The organism is Cupriavidus pauculus (assembly GCF_002858765.1).
GTDB lineage: Bacteria > Pseudomonadota > Gammaproteobacteria > Burkholderiales > Burkholderiaceae > Cupriavidus > Cupriavidus pauculus_B.
The window spans coordinates 38,091-51,798 of sequence record NZ_PJRP01000020.1 but is presented as its reverse complement, the minus strand read 5'-3'; the positions used below and the strand labels follow the sequence as shown (position 1 = coordinate 51,798).

15 protein-coding genes are annotated in these 13,708 nt (G+C 66.2%); 8 read left to right on the top strand and 7 right to left on the bottom strand.

From position 1 onward, the window contains the following. Positions 1 to 48: 48 nt before the first annotated feature. The 4 genes from CYJ10_RS28785 to CYJ10_RS28770 all read right to left on the bottom strand — a co-directional run bounded on the left by CYJ10_RS28785 (position 49) and on the right by CYJ10_RS28770 (position 4,120). On the bottom strand, positions 49 to 1,218 hold the full coding sequence (locus CYJ10_RS28785) for a hypothetical protein (RefSeq protein WP_101684847.1): 1,170 nt from the start codon (positions 1,216 to 1,218) through the stop codon (positions 49 to 51). Between the two features lie 13 nt (positions 1,219 to 1,231). Beyond that, positions 1,232 to 1,930, bottom strand: a complete 699-nt coding sequence (locus CYJ10_RS28780; RefSeq protein WP_101684846.1) for a C39 family peptidase — start codon at positions 1,928 to 1,930, stop codon at positions 1,232 to 1,234. Continuing rightward, a complete protein-coding gene (locus tag CYJ10_RS28775; RefSeq protein ID WP_101684845.1) occupies positions 1,927 to 2,388 on the bottom strand; it encodes a hypothetical protein in 462 nt (153 codons plus the stop codon). Before CYJ10_RS28775 ends, CYJ10_RS28780 begins: the two co-directional genes overlap by 4 nt. Before the next feature lie 175 nt (positions 2,389 to 2,563). Continuing rightward, on the bottom strand, positions 2,564 to 4,120 hold the full coding sequence (locus tag CYJ10_RS28770) for a hypothetical protein (RefSeq protein ID WP_101684844.1): 1,557 nt from the start codon (positions 4,118 to 4,120) through the stop codon (positions 2,564 to 2,566). A 674-nt stretch (positions 4,121 to 4,794) separates the two neighbouring features. Between CYJ10_RS28770 and CYJ10_RS28765 the strand changes: the two genes are divergently transcribed. The 4 genes from CYJ10_RS28765 (at position 4,795) to CYJ10_RS28750 (ending at position 8,530) form a co-directional block, all read left to right on the top strand. Then, positions 4,795 to 5,577, top strand: a complete 783-nt coding sequence (locus tag CYJ10_RS28765; protein ID WP_101684843.1) for a GntR family transcriptional regulator — start codon at positions 4,795 to 4,797, stop codon at positions 5,575 to 5,577. Between the two features lie 99 nt (positions 5,578 to 5,676). Beyond that, positions 5,677 to 6,693, top strand: coding sequence for a tripartite tricarboxylate transporter substrate binding protein (locus CYJ10_RS28760; protein ID WP_101684842.1), 1,017 nt, complete (start codon positions 5,677 to 5,679; stop codon positions 6,691 to 6,693). Continuing rightward, on the top strand, positions 6,690 to 8,009 hold the full coding sequence (locus CYJ10_RS28755; protein WP_101684841.1) for a 3-isopropylmalate dehydratase large subunit: 1,320 nt from the start codon (positions 6,690 to 6,692) through the stop codon (positions 8,007 to 8,009). Before CYJ10_RS28760 ends, CYJ10_RS28755 begins: the two co-directional genes overlap by 4 nt. Continuing rightward, a complete protein-coding gene (locus CYJ10_RS28750; protein ID WP_101684840.1) occupies positions 8,006 to 8,530 on the top strand; it encodes a LeuD/DmdB family oxidoreductase small subunit in 525 nt (174 codons plus the stop codon). Before CYJ10_RS28755 ends, CYJ10_RS28750 begins: the two co-directional genes overlap by 4 nt. On the opposite strand, the gene CYJ10_RS28745 is transcribed toward CYJ10_RS28750, so the two are convergent. After that, positions 8,505 to 9,260 carry a phosphoribosyltransferase gene (locus CYJ10_RS28745; RefSeq protein WP_101684839.1) on the bottom strand — a complete coding sequence of 252 codons (756 nt, stop codon included), beginning with the start codon at positions 9,258 to 9,260 and terminating at the stop codon, positions 8,505 to 8,507. The genes CYJ10_RS28750 and CYJ10_RS28745 overlap by 26 nt on opposite strands. 355 nt (positions 9,261 to 9,615) lie before the next feature. On the opposite strand from CYJ10_RS28745, the gene CYJ10_RS34310 reads away from it, so the two are divergent. Next, positions 9,616 to 9,780 carry a hypothetical protein gene (locus tag CYJ10_RS34310; RefSeq protein ID WP_180863097.1) on the top strand — a complete coding sequence of 55 codons (165 nt, stop codon included), beginning with the start codon at positions 9,616 to 9,618 and terminating at the stop codon, positions 9,778 to 9,780. A 92-nt stretch (positions 9,781 to 9,872) separates the two neighbouring features. Here CYJ10_RS34310 and cynS read toward each other — a convergent pair whose 3' ends face one another. Both cynS and CYJ10_RS34305 read right to left on the bottom strand, forming a co-directional pair. Beyond that, entirely contained in the window at positions 9,873 to 10,316 is a 444-nt protein-coding gene (cynS, locus tag CYJ10_RS28740) for a cyanase (RefSeq protein ID WP_066737728.1), read from the bottom strand. 61 nt (positions 10,317 to 10,377) lie between these two features. After that, complete coding sequence (locus CYJ10_RS34305) at positions 10,378 to 10,518, bottom strand: hypothetical protein (RefSeq protein WP_180863096.1); 141 nt, start codon at positions 10,516 to 10,518, stop codon at positions 10,378 to 10,380. A 568-nt stretch (positions 10,519 to 11,086) separates the two neighbouring features. Here CYJ10_RS34305 and CYJ10_RS34995 point away from each other — a divergent pair. The 3 genes from CYJ10_RS34995 to CYJ10_RS28730 all read left to right on the top strand — a co-directional run bounded on the left by CYJ10_RS34995 (position 11,087) and on the right by CYJ10_RS28730 (position 13,363). Continuing rightward, positions 11,087 to 11,212, top strand: coding sequence for a hypothetical protein (locus tag CYJ10_RS34995; RefSeq protein ID WP_029050781.1), 126 nt, complete (start codon positions 11,087 to 11,089; stop codon positions 11,210 to 11,212). Between the two features lie 71 nt (positions 11,213 to 11,283). Further along, on the top strand, positions 11,284 to 11,589 hold the full coding sequence (locus CYJ10_RS28735) for a YXWGXW repeat-containing protein (protein ID WP_101684838.1): 306 nt from the start codon (positions 11,284 to 11,286) through the stop codon (positions 11,587 to 11,589). Positions 11,590 to 12,424: 835 nt separating this feature from the next. Then, on the top strand, positions 12,425 to 13,363 hold the full coding sequence (locus CYJ10_RS28730; protein WP_101684837.1) for a helix-turn-helix transcriptional regulator: 939 nt from the start codon (positions 12,425 to 12,427) through the stop codon (positions 13,361 to 13,363). Positions 13,364 to 13,708: the final 345 nt, after the last annotated feature.

Sequence of the window (13,708 nt, the reverse complement as noted above, 5' to 3'; positions counted from 1 at the left end):
GCGGGCATACTGCAGGGCCCGCACCTGTTCGTTCATGACTACACGTGACTACCTCATTGCGGCGGACCTTTGGAGAACGCTGTTCAACGCGGTGTTGGCCATTTGTGTACGGAATGCGGCCAGGGTGTTCACGCTTGCGTTGAGCGTCATCAGGCTCTGAATATTTTGGTTGTTGAGATTATTCTGAATCACAGTACCGGGCATGTTCGATACCGCACCGAGATTGGCCGTATTGCCGGCCCCGTTCTGGATCACCGTCAGCAGCCCGTTGGTGACGACCGTGCCAGTTGCGTTGGCCACGGCCTGCTGCGCCACGCCCGCCGCGCCTGTGGCCATGGCCGAGGCACCGGTGGCCGCGGCACTGGCCGTGCTGCTGGCGGCGCCTGCCGCCCCCTGGGCGTTGGCGGCGGCGCCCTGGGCAGCGGCCACGGCTGGCTGTCCGGCTTGCGCCGCGGCGGCCGCGGCAGCCTGAGCGGCAGCCACGGCTGCGCTGGCCGCGCTATTGGCCGCCGTCACGGCCACGGTGACCTGCCCCAGTGCCTGGGACAACTGGGCCGCCTGCGCCGCGGTGATGCTGCTGATATCGGGAATGGTGATGCTGGTGGACACCGCCAGTGCGCCGTTGACGAACACCGCGCGATCGATGCCGAAGCCCACCTGCAAGCCCCCGGCATCGAAGCCGCCGCGAGATTCTTCAAGCCGCGCCTGCGCGACCGGCTTCCACTTGGCCATTTGCTTGCGCGCATCGGCCACCGGCGCACCGGGATCCCGCCCGGCCAGTGTCATGGCCACTGCGAGCGGGTCCTCAGGGGGGTGATGCCGGGCCACGCTGGCCCTGTCGACCGGAACCACTCGCGCAGGCGCTTCGGCGACGGCTGCAACCACAACGGGTTCGGAAACGGGTTCTGAAACGGATGCTGCCTTGGCGGCGATGTCCTTCGGAACGCTCGCCGCGCCTGGCAATTCGGCCACCGAGGGCGGATCGGCCACGCGCTCCGCCAATGCCGCCAGTTCGGTGGCGGCCGGCAGCGCGGTCATGTCGATCGCAGTCGGGATCGCCACGGCGGCGGTCTCGGCGGTTTCGGTGTTTTCCGTGGCCAGTGCCTCGGCGCCAGCGTGCGCATTGCCTGCGCAGGCCAGGCCCGCGCCAAGCAGCACGGCAGCGGTAGCGTGACCGGCCGTGCGTCTGGGCGCGTTGGAATTGCTTGTCTGGGCCATGATGTTCCTCAACTCAGAAATCAGAGGCGCCATGCTTGGGCATGACGGTGAAGAACAAACTGTCTCTCGGTACTCCCATCCAGTAAGGGCCGCTCGGCGCCACACGCCAGTCCGTGGCCTGATTGAATCGCGCCTGTTCGGTGCGGTTATGGATCACGAACAGCAGGCTGCTGTCCCAGATCTGTTCAAAGTGCGCGCGTTCCAGGGCGCGCGTGCCGCGTGCCGGATCGCCAATCAGGACACGGTCGCCCTTGACGCCCTTCACGACGACGAAATGGTGATAGCCGTTTTCAACGATCAGTACGATCGCCGGAATCTGCGCTTCCTCCAGCTTCGACAGTGGCAGTTCGTAGCCGTCGGCCTGGAAGCCGCGCGACTCCAGGAACCGCTTCATGTCGAGCAGTGAAAAGCCTTCGGCGCGGATCTTGGCCTGATCGCCGTTGACGTACATGTTGGCGAAGACCGTCTGCTCCGTCGTCGGGACGTTGTACTGGAACGTCAGCAGCGTGGCCACCGCCGCCGAGCCGCAACTGAAGTCGTACTGCTGGCGGATCGTGGTCCGGAAACGCGCCTCGCGCAGGCTTGTGACCGGCACGTAGTACGAGTTGCCCTGGTCGCCCGGTACGCGAATCGTGTCGGCGTGGGCGGCAACAACACCGCCCAGCACCGCCACCGCGCAAGCGGCCTTACACAGCAGGCTGCGCATGATCATTTGAACTGGACGTTGAGAATAGTCGCGTTCTGGATCAGTACGTTGTTGCCCGTGTTCTGAATCACGGTCGGCAAGCCCGCAGCGTTCGAGAACGATCCTTCCGACACGATATTGCTGCCGGAGAATGTGTTGATGGCCGCGTTGTCGCCAACCGTGCCATGCAGGCGCATGTCGTTGACCACCACTTCGGCGCCACCGCGCACATCATCGAGTTTCTCGGTCGCCACGGCTGCTGCGGCCGTGCCGAAAATATTCAGTTTCGGACCGGTGCCCGGCGTTACCGCCGACACACTGGCCACTGCGCCGGCCACAGCCGTGGCTGCGCCCGTGTCACTGCTTGCGACCGCGACAGCCGCGGCGGAAGCCTCGGCGCTGGGCGGCCCTGCATTGGCCTGCATGAACGGCCAGACCAGTAAGACTGTCGAGAGTGTCACGACAGCTGGGCGATGCGATCGCATGGTGCGTCTCCCCTCGTGCTCCGGAACATGGTCCCCATCCGGACCATGGCTCGGACCTGCAGGCATCCGACATGACAGCGCAAGCGCAAACCGCCGCGCCGCGCTGTCCTGTCATTCAATCCTGGCGGGCTGTGCCGCTCCGTGCGGAGCGGCACAGACCACGCGTCAGGACGGCTTACTTCCCAACTTGCATGTTGGCCTGCACATTGACGCTTTGTTGCACCAGCGATGCCATGCCGCTGTTCTGGTTGGCGATCATGATGCCCGCGGCGGATTGACCGACACTGGTCATCGCGTTGGACATGTTGAACGTGCCAGCATCGACATAGTTGGTGCCGCCGTTGCCGCCAGCGCCACCGACCGCACCGTTGCCGGTACCGCCCGTACCACCGTTGCCCACACCGCCAGCGCCACCGGCGCCACCAGTGCCCGAGGCCGCGCCCACTGCACCGTTGCCGGCCGTTGCGCTGCCATTGGAGGCCGTGCTCGAAGCGCTGCCATTGGTGGCCGCGCCGCCAGCGCCGCCAGCACCGGCCACGCTGTTTTGCGCGCCGCCGTTGCCGCCGGTACCGGAGCCTGCACCGCCCGTGGCTGCACCTGCCGTAGCCGTGCCAGCGCCGCCAGCACCGCCCGTGCCCGTGCCAGCACCGCCGCCGGCCGTCGCCGTTGCGGCGCCGCCTGCTGCACCTGCACCGCCCGTGCCCGTGCCCGATGCGCCAGTGCCCGTGCCAGTGCCAGTACCGGTGCCGGTGCCGGAGCCGGAGCCTGCGCCGCCAGTGCCAGCCGTTGCCGTGCCGGTACCTGCATTGCCTGCGCCACGGTCATTCGACTGGTTCGATGCGCCGCTGCTGCCGCCAGCACCCAGACCGCCGCCCAAGCCTGCGCCCAGACCGCCGCCCAGACCGGAGCCGCCGCTGCCCTTGGCCCAGCCACCGTCACCGCCCGAGCCGCCACGCGAGCCGGCACCTGCGCTGCCGCCAGCACCCAGGGCCGAACCACCCTTGCCACCGGCGCCCAGGCTTGCCGACAGTGCATCGCCGCCATAGCCCTTGCCACCGCTGCCGTCGCCAGCCCAGCCAATGGCCTTGCCGCCGTTGCCGCCGTCGCCAGCCGAAGCGCTGCCATTCACGGCGTAGCCTGCGCTGGCGCTGCCGTTGGTGGCCGAGCCGCCGCTGCCGCCGCTGCCGCCATTACCGCTGTTGCCGCCGTTGCCGCCATTGCCGCCCGAGCCGCCTTGACCCGTGCCGCCATAGCCCTTGCCGCCAGCCCCGCCCGTCGCACCGTTGGCGTTGCCGCTATTGGTAGCGTAGTTGCCGATGTTGGAGATGGCGTTGCCCGACACCGTGCCATTCAGCTTGCTGATGGCCAGGGCCTTGCTGCTGTTGAACGAGTTGGTGAAGTTGGCGGTCGCGGTGCTGCCATTGGCGGCCGCCGCGTTACCGTAGCCGGCCATGTCCTGGTCGTTGCGGTTGTGCGAGTTGGTGGAGGTCGACGTCTTGGTGGACGTCCGGGTCGACGTCAGCGTTGCCGTCTTGGTGGTAGTGCTACGGTCGGAGTTGTCCTGAGTCGCAGTGGAGTTTTCGTTGGCGTTGTTTCCTCGACCAGACTGCGTGGAGGTCGCCGTGGCCGTCTGATCGTTCCCGCCTCCGGTGGTGTTGTTGTTCGTCGGATTCGCCCAAGCTGTGCCTGCAAAAACCAGGGTAATCGCCGACGCGAGTAAAGTCTTTTTCATACGAAGCTCCCAGGAAGTTTGTACTGCGGCTCAGCCTCCGGCCGGCGCTCTCGAGAACATCGGCTGGAGGTTCAGGTCCGGCACGGTTGCCAGACCAGCCTCCCCTTGCGCATATTCAGTGCCAGCCCGCAGGCACACGGCGGAATTCCGTTGAAATACAACGGCTGCCGGCCCATCGGCCGGGAACTTTTCAGATGGATTTAAGGCCAGCGGCGCGCGCGGGCCTGTGCTTGGCAGCCGACATGTCACAGGGCTGTGACACGGGTTCCGGCCGGTTGTCGGCCAACGGCCAACACTTCGCCAAAAAGGGGCCTGCATTCAAGGAGTTAGCACGCACCTCCCCGCAAACCCGCATGGCCACGCGACGTAACGGCCATGAAACAAGGCCGCGGCGATGATCCGTATGCCGCTCTCGGGGTAGCGCTCTTCCAGCGGTCATCCATGCGACCTCCCATGGATCAGCATGCGAACGCGCGAGCGCCAGGGCACGGCGGGAATCGCATGGATCAGGCAGCGTTTCTTGCGGAACCTGGATGCCGTGACGACCGCCGCCATTAAATGTGTCGTAACACAGTGGCCCGGGCGCCGCAGCGGTGTTTCATGCTAGGCTCTATGTCTGATTTACAGTACATTAGTCGCGTCAACACTTGTTAGCGCATTCGCCAGGGCAAACCATGAGTGAAGCCGTCGTCCCCCTGTATCACCAGATTTACGTGGTGCTCCGCCAGCAGATCGTGGAAGGCCGTTTCGGCCAGGGCCCGCTGCCTGGCGAGATCGACCTTGCCAAGCAGTTCCATGCATCGCGCGTGACGATGCGCCGCGTGTTCGACCGCCTGGTGCAGGAAGGCCTGGTCCGTCGGCATCGCGGCCTGGGCACCTTCGTGAACCCGCACCCGGTCAAGCCGCAGGCCGCCGAGGACCGTGTCACGAGCCTGCTCGGCACCATCATCGACATGGGCGAGAAGACGGCGGTCAAGGTCATCTCGATCGACGAGGTGCACGCCACGCCCGAAGTGGCCGAGGCACTGCAGATCCAGGTGGGCGATCCCGTCATCAAGATCGTCCGCGTGCGCCACTACAAGAGCCGCCCGCTGTCGCACATCACCACGTACCTGCCGGCCGATCTGGGCCGTCCGCTGGCGCGCAAGGATCTGGAGTCCACGCCAATGCTGCGCCTGCTGGAGGCCGCCGGTGTCGAACTGGGACGCGCGTCGCAGGTACTGACCGCGCGCCTGGCCGATGTCGTGGTGGCACCGCTGCTCGACGTGCCCGTGGGTGGCGCGCTGCTGGCGGTACGCCGCGTGGTGCTGGACAAGGCCGGCCGGCCGGTGCAGCTGCTGATGGGCCAGTACCGCCCGGACCGCTATGAGTACCGCATGGAGCTGTCCCCCATGGGCGGCGGCGACAGCGCGAACGTGTGGGTGGAAAACGAAACCCGCACCGGCCTGCGCGACTGATCGCGGCGCAGGGATTTCCCTGCGCCCCAAAGCCTTTTCCGGGCCAGGCATTTCGGGCCATACTGCGCACTCCAGATCACACTGCGAGGAGCCTTTGTCATGCCAGTCGTTCGCCCGGGCGCGCATCATCCGGCCCGCACCTCCATCCGACCAGGCCGCCGCCGCGCGCTCGCGCTGCTGGCCCTGGCATCGATGCTGGCTGCGCCAGCCGCTCACGCCGCCATCGCCGGCGGCAAGCCGATCCGCATTCTGGTAGGGGCCCCCGCTGGCGGCACCACCGACACGCTGGCGCGCACCATCGCCCAGGAAATCTCGCAAACGCTTGACCAGCCCGTGGTGGTCGAGAACCGTCCCGGCGCCGGCGGCAACATCGCCGCCGACATGGTGGCCAAGAGCCCGGCCGACGGCACCACGCTGCTGATGAGTTTCACCAGCCATACGATCAACGCCACGCTGTACAAGAAGCTGCCGTTCGATCCGATCACGGACTTCACGCCGATCACGCTGGTGGCCAACGTGCCCAGCGTGCTGGTGGCCACGCCGAAGCTGCCCGCCAACAACATCCCCGAACTGATCAAGCTGGCCCGCGCCGAACCCGGCAAGCTCAATTTCGGCATTGGCTCGGTGGGCTCGTCTGTGCATCTGGCTGGCGACATGTTCAAGATGATGACGGGCACGTACATCGTCAATATTCCGTACAAGGGCACTACCCCGGCCATCACCGATCTGCTGGCCGGCCAGGTGGACCTGATGTTCGCCAGCACCATCAACGTGGCGCAGCATGTGAAGGCCGGCAAGCTCAAGGTGCTGGGCGTGACCAGCCCCGCGCCGCTGCCGCAGTTTCCCGGCGTGCAGCCGATCGGCGCGACGGTAAAGGGCTTTGAATCGAGCGCCTGGTTTGGGCTGTTCGGTCCGGCCAACCTGCCGCCAGAGATCACGCAGACGCTCTATCAGGCGGCGCGCCATGGCCTGCAGCAGCCGGCCGTGCGCAAGCGGCTGGAGAACGACGGTGCCCAGCCCAGCGCCATGCCGCCTGCCGAGTTCGCCAACTTCGTGAAGCAGGACGTCAAGCGCTGGGCCACGGTGGTGAAGTACTCCGGAGCCCAGCCGGAATGACCCTGTCCAGCGGCACCGCCGTCGACCCCTTGCAGTTGCCAGCCACGCTCGCGCAAAAGCTCGTTGCGCGCGCGGCCGGCACGACGCATGTCACACCGGGCAGCATCGTGATGTGCAAGGTCGACCTCGCGATGTCGCACGACTCCAGCGGGCCGCGCCGCGTGGCACCGCTGCTGCGGGATCTGGGCGCACGCGTATGGGACCCATCGCGCTATGTCGTGGTCACCGATCACTACGTACCCGCGTCGGACCCCGATGCCGAAGCCATCGTGCGCTTTACGCGCGACTGGGTGCGCGAAGCCGGCATCCCCAATCTCATCGACAATCAGGGCATCTGCCATCTGGTGCTGCCCGAGCGCGGCTTCGTGCTGCCGGGCCGCTTCATCGTCGGCGGCGACAGCCACAGCCCCACGGGCGGCGCCTTTGGCGCGTACATGTTCGGCGTGGGCGCCACGGAAATGGCCGGCGTACTGGCCACGGGCGAAATCTGGCTGCGCGTGCCGCAGACCATCCGCCTGGACTGGCACGGCAAGCTGGCCGACGGCGTCTGCGCCAAGGACATCATGCTGTTCCTGTGCGCCACGCTGGGCCTGGCCGGCGGCCGCTACGAAACCATCGAATTCACCGGGTCCGCGATCACTGCGCTGCCGATGCAGGAACGCATGACGCTCACGAACATGTGTACCGAACTGGGTGCGCAGACCGGCCTGATTGCGCCCGATGCCACGACGATGGCGTGGCTGGCGGCGGCCGGTGTCGACGCGGCAACGCTGGCGGACATCGACCCGCGCCAGTGGCGCAGCGATGCCGATGCGCCGGTGCTGCTGGCACAGCGCTACGATGCCACGGCGCTCGTCCCGTACGTGGCGGCGCCGCACAGCCCGGCCAACGGCGCGCCCGTGACACAGGCTGCGGGAGAGCGCATCGATATCGCCTATATCGGTGCATGTACCGGCGCCAAGCTCGAAGACCTGCGCATGGCGGCGCGCGTGCTGCGCGGACGCAAGGTGGCCGCTGGCATGTCGCTGCGCGTGGCGCCGGCATCGGCGCGCGACCAGCAACTGGCGGCGCAGGAAGGTACGCTGGACGTGCTGCTCGATAGCGGCGCCGAGCTGCTGCCCAACGCATGCAATGCCTGCGCGGGATATGGTGCCAGCCGCTTCCCGGCCGGCAGCCGGGCCATTGCGTCGACTGCGCGCAATTTCGCCGGACGGATGGGCGATGCCGGCAGCGCGGTGTGGCTGGCGTCGCCGTTGACCGTGGCAGCCACCGCCGTCACCGGCCAGATCACCGACCCCCGTACGCTGCTCGCATGACTCCCGCCCCTGATTTTTCGCATCCTCCCGCAGGCCGCATCTGGTGCTTCGGCAACGATGTGGATACCGACGCCATGGCGCCGGGCCCGTACATGAAGTCCGGCCTCGACGAACTGGCCAGTCATTGCCTGGAGAACCTGCGTGCGGAATTTCCGACGCATGTCCGGCCGGGCGACATCGTGGTGGCAGGCACCAACTTCGGCATGGGATCGTCGCGCGAGCAGGCCGCGCAGGCACTCAGGCATCTTGGCGTCGCCGCGGTGCTGGCCCAGTCGTTTGCGGGCCTGTTTTACCGCAATGCGATCAATATCGGCCTGCCCGTGCTGGTGTGCCGGCAGGCCGATACGCTGGTCGATGCCACGCGCGCCACGTTCGATCTCGATGGTGCCCAGCTACGGCTGGAGGACGGCTCTCGCGTGGCATGCGAGCCGGTGCCCGACTTCCTGCGCGCCCTGCTGCATGCAGGCGGCCTGGTGCCGCATCTGAAATCGCGCCTCAGCGGGCAAACGGACCGTCCCTGAGCGGCCGATCGCCGCGCGGCCATGCCGCGGGGTGCGGTAGCGTGGACGCGCACTGGGCCTCGCGCAGCAGCGTCATGGCCTCGTCGTCAGATGTCTGCGTGAAGTCGAGATAAAACGCACCGACCGCGCCGAAGCTGACGGGCGTGTTGAGGCATACGACCTCGTCGGCCACCTCGCGCAGCGTGTCGAGGCCCGGCGCCGATCCCACCGGCACGGCTGCCACGATTCGGGCCGCGCGGGCCATGCGTGCGGAATCCAGCGCGGCGCGCATCGTGGCGCCTGTGGCCACGCCATCGTCCACCACGATCACGCAGCGGCCAGCCATGGCCACTACCGGGCGCCCCTGGCGATAGCGCTGCTGGCGCCGGCAGATTTCGCCAAGCTGCCGTCCGCGTTCGGCGTCGAAGGCTCCCGATTCCACTGCGCGTTGCACCCAGGGATCGTCGTTGATGACCGTATGCGGACCATGTCCGCTGTCGTCGCCTTCCACCACGGCGCCGAGCGCCAGCTCGGGATAGCCGGGCGCGCCAATCTTGCGTACCAGCAGGATGTCCAGCTTGCCATCGACCGCCAGCGCCACCTCGTGGGCCACAGGCACGCCGCCACGCGGCAACGCCAGCACCAGCGGCGGATCGCCGTCGGCGCGACGCGCGTAGCCAAGTTCGACCAGACGGCGACCAAGATACTGGCCTGCCTCGCGGCGGTCGGCAAAGCAGGGCGGCAGGCTCATGGCGGGCTCCCGCATCAGATGGCGTGAAAGTGAGGAACCGCTTATGAACCGCTGACGAACCGATTGCGGCGCGCGTTCCACAGCCACTATAGACCCGCGCCGTGCCCGCCGCGGGGGATTTTCTGTGCCTGTGTTGCGGCAGGTCCACCATGCCGTTTGTTGCGTATGCGCCGCTATGGCGCCGATCGCCGGACGCGATTGATCCTCGAACTGAAACAGTCTTTTCAGCGTTTACCCGATGATCTGGTCACAATCGTTCCGTAGGATTGCTGCGTGGCGACAAATTCCGCCCGACGACCAAATCCCGTGCAACGCGGCGGCCGGCAGGCCTGCCCCAGACTGAGTGAGCGTTATCGTGAATTCGCAACATATCTCCCGCCCTGACGACGTGGCCGAACACCCCGAGGCCGATCTCGACATCCCGTTTGGTTCGCTGGAAGCGGCCGCCATGGCCGAACTGCCCTACACGTTCCGCCAGACGGGCACGTGCACGCGCTACTACCAGGAATACTTCGGCTAAGTCAGGGCCGGCCTTGCGCCGGCAATGAAGCCATTGGGAAATGGGGACAAGACGGCCGCTGCGCGGCCGTCGCCCCGTCTCCCGCCCCAGCTTCAGTAGGTCTTGTACGGCAGGAACTTCCCGGACATCTCGATGCGCACGCGGTCCCCGTTGGGATCGGCCTCGCGCTGCAGGTCCATGCGGAAGTCGATGGCGCTCATGATGCCGTCGCCAAATTCCTCGTTGATCAACGCCTTGAACGTGGTGCCGTACACGCTGATCAGCTCGTAGAACCGGTAGATCAGCGGGTCAGTGGGTACTTGCGTCGGCAGCGAGCCTTTATAGGGAACGGTGCGCAGCCACGGCTCGGCCTCGGCGGGCAGATCGAAGATCTCCATCACCGCGCGTGCCCCGGCCTCGTCGAAGGTCATCTGCCCCAGGCAGGCGGCGGTTGTCCATTCCTTGCTCTTGCCTACGCGGTCGGCCACCTGGGCCCACGAGATGCCGCGCGTTACCTTGGCTTCGATGATGAGGTCGGTCACGTCCTGGCGATTCATGTCAGTCTCTCCGGTTTGGTGTGGATGGTGCTTCCCGGAGACCCATCGCGCCGGTGCGTGGCTAGGGTGACTGCGTGCGCTCGATGACCGCAACGGCATCGGTGGCGCCATCATCGAACCTCGCCCGTGCGAACTGGGGCACGGTGAGCGGGCTCAGACCTTCCAGCGCCTGCAGGACCAGCACGATGAACATGACCGGCATGACGTCCTCCCTCCGGGAATACGACAAACTGAGTGGCGCAAGCTTCGTGCCATCGCTCCGGCACGCGAATTGGGGGCGTTTGGCGGGTGCGATGACGCATCGTGGGGCGTTCGACAGCCCGCCGCCTCCCCGATGGCCCGGTCCGCGCACCGCCACGGGGAACCCGGCAACTGACCCCCGTATGCCCCAAAGCGTACCCGTTTCTGCGAACAACGTGGCGCCCATCGATTGCGATGACAAACACCCGGCAGGGCTGCAGGCGCCACCCGGACAGTGCCCGGACATCGGCGGAAGTCGGCGCAGGCATCGCCGAATCTTTGCAGGACTCATTTCCGATGTAACGCCACATTATTTGCCGCTGACCTGTCAGACATCTTTTTGGCGTCCCCGTCACATTCCCGCCAACCCTTGCACAGCAAGGCTTGGCGGGTAGCGCAAGAGGGTGCCGGAAGCCTTCGGCAGTGCGGGTCGGCATGTGAGACAGCCTTACAAGTGCAACCGCGTTCGCGCAGAGTGCGCCGCTAGAGTGAAGCCGTGTTCAACGCGAACCGGATACGGAGTCCCTTTCATGAAACGCGCAATCGCCCTAGCCATCCTGCTGACCACCACCAGCGCCCTGCTGTCGGCGTGCATCGTGGTGCCGCCGCGTGGCCCGCACTACCACCACGACTACTACCGTGGCGGTCGCTACTGAACGAATAGCGCCAGACGACCGACCCACAGTTCCTTATTTCCGGCGCCAACGCCCCACCCAAGGAGATCCACATGAAACGCCAGATCCTGCTTGCTGCCACCGTCCTTGCCACGGGTGGCGTCTTTGGACTGCTGTCGCCTGCCGCGCAGGCGCACGGTTACTACGGCAACCCGCCCCCGCCGCCGCGCCACGAGGTACGGCCGGCACCGCGCCCGGGCCAGGCCTGGGTGCCGGGCCACTATGACCGCGCCAGCAACGGGTATGCGTGGCGTGGCGGCTACTGGCAGTCGGCGCGCCCCGGCCAGCGCTATGTGCCCGACCGCTGGGTGCATGGCCCGCACGGCTGGTACAAGCGCCCGGGCTACTGGGGACGCTGATGTCCGGCAACGCCAGGTAAGTCAGCGCACGCTCGTGTCCGGCCGCCGACGCAGCATGCGATCCCGGTAGCCAGGCGCAGCGGCATCAAGACAGTGTTGGGGGCCGGACCCACGGGCATGGGGTTCGGCCCCCAACACTTTCTGGCACTTGGCCATCCACCCCCGGTAGGTTGCAAGCCGGGCGGCGGCAACGGTACAACGCGATTTTCTTTCCTGCCGAGGCACGATCCGCGCTTCATCCTTTTGCACTAGTCCGCCAGACTCCCCACCAAGGTCGCAGCTAAAAATACTGACATACGGAATATTTTCAGCGGTTTCAGCAATGCGTCACCAAACACCAATTCAGTTAATGCCACACCCCCCAAGCGGGTTAGCTTTTGATATTCGCAGCGCCATTTTCATTCAAATTGGTTGCATGTGTGAAACAACCAAGAAGCCCGCTGTATCAGCCATGAAACCCCTGTGACAGGGCCCACTGGATGGCTTTGCAATTACTTCTCCAGCCAAATGCACGATCCAGGCAATGGATTATGAGGTGGGGCGCATTACATCCCCACATCAACCACAACCCGTACGCTTGCATTCGTTCCAACCAGCCCATAAGATGAATTTAAGTTTCGATTTAGGAGCGAGATTTACTTTCGGGTTCGGGTACGGGTCATACTTCTGGTCGCGCGGACAAGCCCTTCTAACAAACGGGCATCGACTGACACGGAAGCACGGGGTTACAGCTGAAGTACGCGGTGCCATCCACGGTGGCCCCGCACAGTCCAGCGGTGTAGTTCCCACACGCAAAGCGTCCCGCATCTCACCCATAAACGGGGAGTCAAGAAGAATGAACGCCTTGCTGATCGAGGAGCATCCGCTGCTCCGGCTCGGGCTGCTGCAGATGCTCGAAACCATCCAGGAATCCGGACATGTACTGGCGCTGGCGCCAGCCGACATCAACCGACTGGAGATCCCGCACAGAAACGCCGACCTGCTGGTCTTCGGCATGCCCGCCGACCAGGCCGCAGGCTGGGAACAGCTCGAACAAGCCCGCGACCGGCTGGCGCCGCAGCGCATCCTCGTGCTGGCCGATACCTTGCCGTTGCATGTGCCTTCGCCCGACGCCGCACGCGGCATCTGCGGCTGCCTGCCGAAATCGGCATCGCTGGCCGTGATCGAGGCCGCCATCCGACTGGCCATCTCCAGCGTACAGGGGCTGATGTTCTCGGGTGACGCCGTGGCCACGCCGGTGGCTTCGCGGTCGGCCATGCCGGCAACGACGTCTCTGGCATCCGCCGCCCCGCTGCCGCTGTCGCCCACCGCGCCGCAGGATGCGGTATCGCCGACCGCCTGCGCCAGTGCCATGCGTGCCGCCGTGGCAGTGCGTGACCTGACCAGCCTGCGCCCTGGCCAGCCGATCGCCTCGACCGCAGCCGCAACCGCAAACGGCTTGCCGATGGCCGACGAAGAGCCGAGCTACGACGAAGCGGAAATGCTGAAGATCACGCCACGCCAGTACGAAGTGCTGGTGCTGCTGGCACGCGGCTATCCGATCAAGACGGTCAGCCGCATGCTCAATATCTCCGTGGCCACGGTGAAGAGCCACGCCTGCACGCTTTACCAGCGACTCAAGGTGCGCAACAAGGGCGAGGCCGTCTATGCCGCCCTGCAGCGCGGTGCCACGCTGGAATGGGTCAACGGCGACGAGCATACGGTACGCGTCCAGCGCTCGCGGCACGACGACGCGACGTACACCGCCACCGCCATCACTACGGCCAATCTCTGAGCCTTCTCTGCGCCCGTGGCCGGTTGTGTCCGCAACCGCCACGGGCCGCGTCCTCCCTTCCCCCGCCTCTCCGGCTTCGGGCCAACGTGCCTACGCCCGCCCTGCAGTCACTCCGCCTGTCCGCCGCCGTATCGCTTCGTACGCGCCTCGCAGGTCTCCTGGCATGTCTCCTCCCATGCCCTGGCGTACCCGTTTCTGCGTGCCCGTGCCCATGACAGACCGCTCCCGCCGCGGCGCTCTGTGGGATAGCCAACAGTGACGCCAGGGGGGCGACGCTACATTCGGCACACGGACCTGCGCTGTCCGCCGCATGTGTTTTGCGATCACAAGCCAAGGAGCATGGAA

Bases quoted from the DNA above. Each gene is read 5' to 3' on its own strand.
- CYJ10_RS28780 (WP_101684846.1), bottom strand. From the start codon at position 1,930: ATGATCATGCGCAGCCTGCTGTGTAAGGCCGCTTGCGCGGTGGCGGTG.
- CYJ10_RS28765 (WP_101684843.1), top strand. From the start codon at position 4,795: ATGAGTGAAGCCGTCGTCCCCCTGTATCACCAGATTTACGTGGTGCTC.
- CYJ10_RS28775 (WP_101684845.1), bottom strand. From the start codon at position 2,388: ATGCGATCGCATCGCCCAGCTGTCGTGACACTCTCGACAGTCTTACTG.
- CYJ10_RS28730 (WP_101684837.1), top strand. From the start codon at position 12,425: ATGAACGCCTTGCTGATCGAGGAGCATCCGCTGCTCCGGCTCGGGCTG.
- CYJ10_RS28770 (WP_101684844.1), bottom strand. From the start codon at position 4,120: ATGAAAAAGACTTTACTCGCGTCGGCGATTACCCTGGTTTTTGCAGGC.
- CYJ10_RS28785 (WP_101684847.1), bottom strand. From the start codon at position 1,218: ATGGCCCAGACAAGCAATTCCAACGCGCCCAGACGCACGGCCGGTCAC.
- CYJ10_RS28750 (WP_101684840.1), top strand. From the start codon at position 8,006: ATGACTCCCGCCCCTGATTTTTCGCATCCTCCCGCAGGCCGCATCTGG.
- CYJ10_RS34995 (WP_029050781.1), top strand. From the start codon at position 11,087: ATGAAACGCGCAATCGCCCTAGCCATCCTGCTGACCACCACCAGCGCC.
- CYJ10_RS34305 (WP_180863096.1), bottom strand. From the start codon at position 10,518: ATGCCGGTCATGTTCATCGTGCTGGTCCTGCAGGCGCTGGAAGGTCTG.
- CYJ10_RS28760 (WP_101684842.1), top strand. From the start codon at position 5,677: ATGCCAGTCGTTCGCCCGGGCGCGCATCATCCGGCCCGCACCTCCATC.
- CYJ10_RS28745 (WP_101684839.1), bottom strand. From the start codon at position 9,260: ATGAGCCTGCCGCCCTGCTTTGCCGACCGCCGCGAGGCAGGCCAGTAT.
- CYJ10_RS28755 (WP_101684841.1), top strand. From the start codon at position 6,690: ATGACCCTGTCCAGCGGCACCGCCGTCGACCCCTTGCAGTTGCCAGCC.
- CYJ10_RS28735 (WP_101684838.1), top strand. From the start codon at position 11,284: ATGAAACGCCAGATCCTGCTTGCTGCCACCGTCCTTGCCACGGGTGGC.
- cynS (WP_066737728.1), bottom strand. From the start codon at position 10,316: ATGAATCGCCAGGACGTGACCGACCTCATCATCGAAGCCAAGGTAACG.